Raw genomic sequence first — 6,733 nt, 5'->3', positions numbered from 1 at the left:
CCCGGAAGCTAAGCCTACCAGCGCCAATGATACTACCCAACAGGGTGGAAAAGTAGGACACCGCCGAACACACATTAGGATTACCCCCCACGTTATTCGTGGGGGGTAATTCCATTTATCGACCATTCTTTTGAATTCGCGAGTGTCGCGAATGGGCATGTCCCGGCTATCCTTTGCTCCGGACGTGTGATCGATCAGGAAGGCAACTGTGGCCGAGGACAGACAAGGCGGCAGCGGCGAGCGGCGGCCACGTCGCGCACCGGGCGACGGCCCGCGTGCCGGTGGAAACAGCGCTAACGGTGCCGGCCGCCCCCAGCGTTCCGGCGGGGGCGGATACGCCCGCCGCGGTGGACGCGATCGCCCCAAGCCCCAGTGGTCCGGTTCCGATCGGGAACGTCGCGACCCGCGCGGTGATGATCAGCCGGCCGGCCCGCGCATCCCCAACGAGATCGAGGCCAGACAACTGGCTCCGGAAATTCGTAGCGAACTCATCACGCTCGACAAGTCGACCGCCGACGTGGTGGCCCGTCACCTGGTGGCCGCCGGCGAATTGCTCGACGAGGACCCCGAAGCCGCACTGGCACATGCACGCGCCGCCCGTGCCCGATCGGGACGCATCGCCGCCGTCCGCGAGGCCGTCGGCATCGCGGCCTATTACTGCGGCGACTGGGCCCAGGCCCTTGCCGAATTACGGGCCGCCCGCCGGATGGGCAGCAAGTCCGCGCTGCTCCCCTTGATCGCCGACTGCGAACGCGGGGTCGGCCGGCCCGAGCGGGCCATCGAACTGGCCCGTAGCGCCGAGGCCGAGCAACTCACCGGTGACGACGCCGACGAACTGCGCATGGTGGTGGCCGGCGCCCGCTCCGATCTCGGTCAATACGAGCAGGCGCTGGCCATCCTGGCGAGCCCGCCGCTGGACCCGACCCGCATCGGGGCCACCAGCGCCCGGCTGTTCTACGCCACCGCCGAGACCCTGCTCGCGCTCGGCCGCAGCGACGAGGCGGTGCAGGCCTTCATCAATGCGGCCGCCGCGGACGTCGAGGGCGTCACCGACGCCGAAGAACGACTCGCCGAGCTCACCTAGTGGGGACGTTGGCACAGGAGCATGATTGCCTGCTCCTGGATCTCGACGGCACCGTCTTCCGTGGCCATGAGCCGACCCCGGGCGCGGTCGACAGCCTGGCCGCGGTGCAGTCGCGCGCCCTGTTCGTCACCAACAACGCCTCCCGCTCGGCGGCCCAAGTGGCCGAACACCTGCAGGAGCTGGGATTCGCCGCCGGGGAGGATGATGTCGTCACCAGCGCCCAGAGCGCGGCGCGGCTACTGGCCGGACAGGTGCCCGCGGGGTCGGCGGTCCTGATCGTCGGCACCGAGGCCCTGGCCGCCGAAATCTCTGCCGTCGGACTCAGGCCGGTGCGCAGCGAGGACGAGCGGCCGGTCGCAGTGGTCCAGGGACACAACCCGGACACCGGATGGGCCATCCTGGCCGAGGCCGCACTCGCCATCCGCGGCGGAGCGGTCTGGGTGGCCGCCAACGTCGACCGCACGCTGCCCTCCGAGCGCGGTTTGCTGCCCGGCAACGGCTCGATGGTCGCCGCGCTGCGGACCGCCACCGACAGCGAACCGCAGGTCGCCGGCAAGCCCGCCCCGAGCCTGATGAACGATGCGCTGGCCCGCGGCGAGTTCCGCGCACCGCTGGTGATCGGTGACCGTCTCGACACCGACATCGAGGGCGCCAATGCCGCCGGGTTGCCCAGCCTGATGGTGCTCACCGGGGTCAACAACGCCGCCGATATGGTGCACGCCGCGGACGGGAGCCGCCCGGACTTCCTGGCCGCAGACCTGCGGTCGCTGCACACCGATGCCGACACGCTGCGCGTGGCCGCGCATCCGGCGTGGCACGTCGACACCGACGGTGCGACGGTGACCGTGCGGGCGACCGGCGAACCGGCCGGCGACGACCTGAGCGTCGTGCGCGCCACCGCGCATGCGGTGTGGGCGGCCGACGGCGTCGTCACCATCGCGGCAGGCGATGACGCCGCGCGCGCGGCACTGCACCGCTGGTCGCTGCTGAGCTGACCGCATCGGCTAGCGTGATCAGCGACATGACTACCGATCCTGAGCAGATCCGCGCCGGTATCGCGGCGCTGCTGGCAGACCTGCCGGACGTCGATGCGGGCGGGCTCGACGGCGCCGATATCGACGCCGTGGCGGTGCGCCTGGAGGAGGCGCACGATCTGCTGGTGCGCGCGCTGGAATCGGTGGAGGGCCGGGGCGACACGAACCGGGGGCGCTGACCCGATGACGCGGCGTGCGCGGGTGGATGCCGAACTGGTGCGGCGCGGGCTGGCCCGGTCGCGCCAACAGGCGGCCGAACTGATCGGCGCCGGGCGGGTGCGCATCGACGGGATGCCCGCCGCCAAACCGGCGACTACGGTGGCCGTCGATGCGAAGTTGACCGTCGCCGCCGACGAACGGGTCTGGGTGTCGCGCGGAGCGCACAAACTCATCGGTGCCCTGGACGCGTTCGGCGTTCCGGTCACCGGGCGGCGATGCCTCGACGCCGGTGCGTCCACCGGTGGCTTCACCGAGGTGCTGCTCGACCGGGGCGCCGCCGAGGTGGTGGCGGCCGACGTCGGCTACGGGCAGCTGGCGTGGTCGCTGCGTTCCGATGACCGGGTGCACGTCCTGGAGCGCACGAACGTCCGGGCGTTGACGCCGGAGGCGATCGGCGGCCCCGTCGACCTGGTGGTCGCCGACCTGTCGTTCATCTCGTTGGCCACCGTGCTGCCGGCGCTCACCGCCTGCGCGTCACCCACCGCCGATATCGTGCCGATGGTGAAACCACAATTCGAGGTCGGTAAGGACCGGGTCGGCGCCGGGGGCGTGGTGTCGGATCCGGCGCTGCGCGCCGACGCGGTGCTGACGGTGGCGCGTCGCGCGGCCGAATTGCACTGGCACACAGTCGCTGTCACCGCGAGTCCGCTCCCGGGTCCGTCGGGCAATGTCGAATTCTTCCTGCGCTTCCGCGCCGAGACCGACGCCGCGCTGGCGGGCGGGGATCTCGAACGAGCCATCCAGCAAGCGATCGACGAAGGGCCGCAATGACCTCTCAGGAATCGACGACCTCTCAGGAATTGACGACCTCTGACGAATCGAACCCGGGCCGCAACGTCCTGCTGGTCGTGCACACCGGGCGCGAAGAGGCCACCGAAACCGCACGGCGGGTGGAAAAGGTGCTGGGGGAGCACGGTATCGGGTTGCGCGTGCTGACGGCCGAGGCCGTCGACCGCGGGTCGCTGCACCTGGCGCCCGAGGAGATGCGCGCACTCGGTGTCGACATCGAGGTGGTCGACGCTGACGAGCAGGCCGCCGAGGGGTGTGAACTGGTCCTCGCCCTCGGCGGTGACGGGACCTTCCTGCGGGCCGCCGAGCTGGCACGCAACGTCGAGATCCCGGTGCTCGGCATCAATCTGGGCCGGATCGGGTTCCTCGCCGAGGCCGAGGCGGATGCCATCGACACGGTGCTCGACCACGTCATCGCCAAGGACTACCGCGTCGAGGAGCGGATGACCCTGGACGTCGCCGTCCGCGAGGGCGGGGTGGTGCGCGACCGCGGGTGGGCGCTCAACGAGGCCAGTCTGGAGAAGGGCCCGCGCCTCGGCGTGCTCGGGGTGGTGCTGGAGGTCGACGGCCGACCGGTCTCGCAGTTCGGCTGCGACGGGGTACTGGTGTCCACGCCGACGGGCTCCACCGCGTACGCGTTCTCGGCGGGCGGGCCGATCCTGTGGCCCGACCTGGAGTCGATCCTGGTGGTGCCCAACAATGCACACGCGCTGTTCGCGCGGCCGATGGTCACCAGCCCGGACGCGTCCATCGCCATCGAGGTGGAGGCCGGCGGTCATGACGCGGTCGCCTTCTGCGACGGGCGCCGCAAGATGGCGGTGCCGGCCGGCGCCCGCCTGGAGGTGACCCGGTGCGGCACCCCGCTGAAATGGGTCCGGCTGGACAGTGCGCCCTTCACCGACCGGTTGGTGCGCAAGTTCCGGTTGCCGGTCAAGGGATGGCGCGGCCAATAGTGCTCTCCGAGATCCGTATCGAGTCGCTGGGAGCGATCAGCTCGGCGACCGCAGAATTCGACCGTGGCCTCACGGTGCTCACCGGGGAGACCGGTGCGGGCAAGACGATGGTGGTGACCGGTCTGCATCTGCTCGGGGGTGCCCGCGCCGACGCCAACCGGGTGCGCACCGGCTCCGACCGTGCGGTGGTGGAAGGCCGGTTCAGCACAACCGAACTCGGTGCCGACGTGGCCGGGCGAATCGATGAGATCCTGGAATCCTCGGGCGCCGACCGGGATGACGACGACACCGTGATCGCGGCGCGCTCGGTCAACCGGGACGGCCCGTCGCGGGCGTATCTGGGTGGTCGCAGCGTGCCGGCCAAATCGCTGAGCACATTCACCAACGAACTTCTGGCACTGCACGGCCAGAACGATCAGCTGCGCCTGATGCGGCCCGACGAGCAGCGCGCGGCGCTGGACCGCTACGCCGATGTCGCCGCTCCGTTGCGCAGGTACCGGGCGGCCCGCGAGGACTGGTTGACCGCCCGCCGGGACCTGACCGACCGCACCGAGCGGGCCCGCGAGCTGGCGTTGGAGTCGGACCGGCTCACGTTCGGGCTCAACGAGATCGACACCGTCGACCCGGCGCCCGGTGAGGATGAGGCGCTGGTGGCCGACATCCGCCGGCTCTCCGAACTCGACGCACTGCGCGAGGCGGCGGCGTTGGCGCGCGGCTGGCTGGCCGGCCCGCTCGACGACGACGGCTCCGAATCGGCCTCGGCGGCCAGCGGCGTGGCCCAGGCCCGATCGACGCTGGGTGCCACCGACGACTCGGCGTTGCAGGCGTTGGGGGAGCGACTGGTCGAGGCACTGGCGGTGATCGGCGACGTGTCCACCGAGCTGGGCGACTTCCTGGCCGAATTGCCCAGTGATGCAAGCACCCTGGAGTCCAAGCTGGCGCGCCAGGCCGAATTGCGCGGTCTGACCCGCAAATACGCACCGGATATCGACGGGGTGCTGGCCTGGGCGGCTGAGTCGCGCACCCGGCTGGCCCAGCTCGACGTCTCCGAGGAGGCGTTGGCCGGGCTGCAGGCCCGCGTCGACGAGTTGCACGCCACGGTGGTGGCCGCGGCCGCCGATCTGACCAAGGCACGCGTCAAGGCCGCCAAGGGGCTGGCCAAGGCGGTCTCGGCCGAGCTGTCCGGTCTGGCCATGACGGGTGCGGACTTCGGGATCTCGGTGACGCCGATCGCCGCCCGCGCCGATGACTCGGCGCCGGTGACATTGGCCGACGGCACCCGTGCGCACGCCGGTGGCGACGGTGTCGACGCGGTCGAGTTCGGCTTCGCCGCGCACAAGGGCACCGACCTGCTGCCGCTGGCCAAGAGCGCCTCCGGTGGCGAATTGTCCCGGGTGATGCTGGCCCTGGAGGTGGTGCTGTCCGCCTCGGATGAGGGCACCACCATGGTGTTCGACGAGGTCGATGCCGGCGTGGGCGGCCGGGCCGCGGTGCAGATCGGCCGGAGGCTCGCCCGGTTGGCGCGCACCCACCAGGTCATCGTCGTCACCCACCTACCGCAGGTGGCGGCCTACGCCGACACCCACCTGGTCGTCGAGAGCGGACCCAAGTCGAGCCGGGTGGTGCGCCTACAGGACGACGACCGGGTCGCCGAACTGGCGCGCATGCTGGCCGGGCTGGGGGACACCGACAGCGGGCGGGCGCACGCCCGGGAACTGTGGGAGTCCGCCCAGCGCGACCGCGCTGAATAGATCTCAGCGACCAGTGATTGAGGCCGGGTTGGCCGGCGAGAGTTCGGCGCTACCCCAGTGCAGCGGGCTGACGCCGGTGAGTTCGACCACCTGCTCGATGTCGAATTCGACGAAACACTGTGCGCCGGGACCGGTTTCATAGATGATCTCGGCGGTCCCGGTGAGCTGCAGCGTCGTGCCGGTATCCCAATCCGGGATCAGCAGCCCGGCATGCGGGTTGGCGCTGATGTTGCCCAGCGTCATGAACATCGAGTTGCCGCGGTAGTCGGGCCAGCGCACCCGGGTCGGCGAGAGCACCTGCAGGAAGCCGGGATTACCGCCGCGGTGTGAGGCGTCGGCGTTGCCTTCGGCATCGGCCGAGCCGATGAAGAAGGTGTCGGCATCGGCGATCATCTGACGGGCGCGGTCATCGAGCGCATCGGTGCGCCGTACCACGCGGGCGGCCGGCGCAGGCGTGACGGACTCGATGTTCCGGCGCGAGATGTACTTCGGGCAGTTCGAATACACCTGATCGGGATGAAGCACCAGCCCCGAAGGGGTGAGCGCGGCGATGCCGTTGACGCGCATCCGGCGCCGGGTCTGCGGCTGTACGGCGATCATCCCGATCCGCCGTGGCGTCCCGGTCAGCACCGCGTGCAGCGGGTCCTCCTCGACGGGCAGCGCATCGATACCGATGGTGTCGTCTTCGACGTGCACGAATCCAGGTGCGCCGGTGAGCAGGCCGGCCCAGATGCGGCCGGCATCGTCGGCCGCGGCGATAACGATCATCGGCTGCTCGCTCAGGAAAACCGCGGCCGCGTCCGGGATCTCGTCGCGCACCATCCGGCCGACGCGGTCGGCGATATCGCGCTGGCCGAGCCGTTGCTGTACCGCGAGCTCGCCCGCGTGATAGATGCCCATGGC

At 70.6% G+C, this 6,733-nt stretch carries 7 protein-coding genes; 6 read left to right on the top strand and 1 reads right to left on the bottom strand.

Going from position 1 to position 6,733, the window contains the following annotated elements; translation table 11 throughout:
* Window positions 1-208: 208 nt before the first annotated feature.
* From BST17_RS23520 to recN, 6 genes are read left to right on the top strand one after another with little or no spacing between them, the layout of a single operon-like run.
* Window positions 209-1,084, top strand: a complete 876-nt coding sequence (locus tag BST17_RS23520; protein ID WP_083061307.1) for a tetratricopeptide repeat protein — start codon at window positions 209-211, stop codon at window positions 1,082-1,084.
* The gene (locus BST17_RS23515; protein WP_083061306.1) at window positions 1,084-2,079 is read left to right on the top strand and encodes an HAD-IIA family hydrolase; all 996 of its coding nucleotides are present in this window, start codon (window positions 1,084-1,086) and stop codon (window positions 2,077-2,079) included. The genes BST17_RS23520 and BST17_RS23515 overlap by 1 nt, the downstream gene beginning before the upstream one ends.
* Window positions 2,080-2,105: 26 nt before the next feature.
* Window positions 2,106-2,297, top strand: coding sequence for a hypothetical protein (locus BST17_RS23510; protein ID WP_083061319.1), 192 nt, complete (start codon window positions 2,106-2,108; stop codon window positions 2,295-2,297).
* Window positions 2,298-2,301: 4 nt separating this feature from the next.
* Entirely contained in the window at window positions 2,302-3,108 is an 807-nt protein-coding gene (locus tag BST17_RS23505) for a TlyA family RNA methyltransferase (protein ID WP_083061305.1), read from the top strand.
* A complete protein-coding gene (locus BST17_RS23500; protein ID WP_234807790.1) occupies window positions 3,105-4,079 on the top strand; it encodes an NAD kinase in 975 nt (324 codons plus the stop codon). Before BST17_RS23505 ends, BST17_RS23500 begins: the two co-directional genes overlap by 4 nt.
* Window positions 4,079-5,830, top strand: coding sequence for a DNA repair protein RecN (gene recN, locus BST17_RS23495; RefSeq protein ID WP_083061304.1), 1,752 nt, complete (start codon window positions 4,079-4,081; stop codon window positions 5,828-5,830). The genes BST17_RS23500 and recN overlap by 1 nt, the downstream gene beginning before the upstream one ends.
* A gap of 3 nt (window positions 5,831-5,833) precedes the next feature.
* Here the strand turns inward: recN and BST17_RS23490 are convergent, their stop codons facing one another.
* Window positions 5,834-6,730 (bottom strand): pyridoxamine 5'-phosphate oxidase family protein, encoded by an 897-nt coding sequence (locus tag BST17_RS23490; RefSeq protein ID WP_083061303.1) that lies wholly within the window; start codon window positions 6,728-6,730, stop codon window positions 5,834-5,836.
* Between the last annotated feature and the right edge of the window lie 3 nt (window positions 6,731-6,733).

It is taken from the genome of Mycolicibacterium bacteremicum (assembly GCF_002086115.1).
GTDB classification, from domain to species: domain Bacteria; phylum Actinomycetota; class Actinomycetes; order Mycobacteriales; family Mycobacteriaceae; genus Mycobacterium; species Mycobacterium bacteremicum.
Note: the sequence above shows the minus strand (reverse complement) of the source record. Positions and strands in the feature narration are given on the sequence as shown.

Excerpts from the sequence above, each read along its gene's own strand:
- BST17_RS23490 (WP_083061303.1), bottom strand. The coding sequence starts at position 6,730 with ATGGGCATCTATCACGCGGGCGAGCTCGCGGTACAGCAACGGCTCGGC.
- BST17_RS23500 (WP_234807790.1), top strand. The coding sequence starts at position 3,105 with ATGACCTCTCAGGAATCGACGACCTCTCAGGAATTGACGACCTCTGAC.
- BST17_RS23510 (WP_083061319.1), top strand. The coding sequence starts at position 2,106 with ATGACTACCGATCCTGAGCAGATCCGCGCCGGTATCGCGGCGCTGCTG.
- BST17_RS23505 (WP_083061305.1), top strand. The coding sequence starts at position 2,302 with ATGACGCGGCGTGCGCGGGTGGATGCCGAACTGGTGCGGCGCGGGCTG.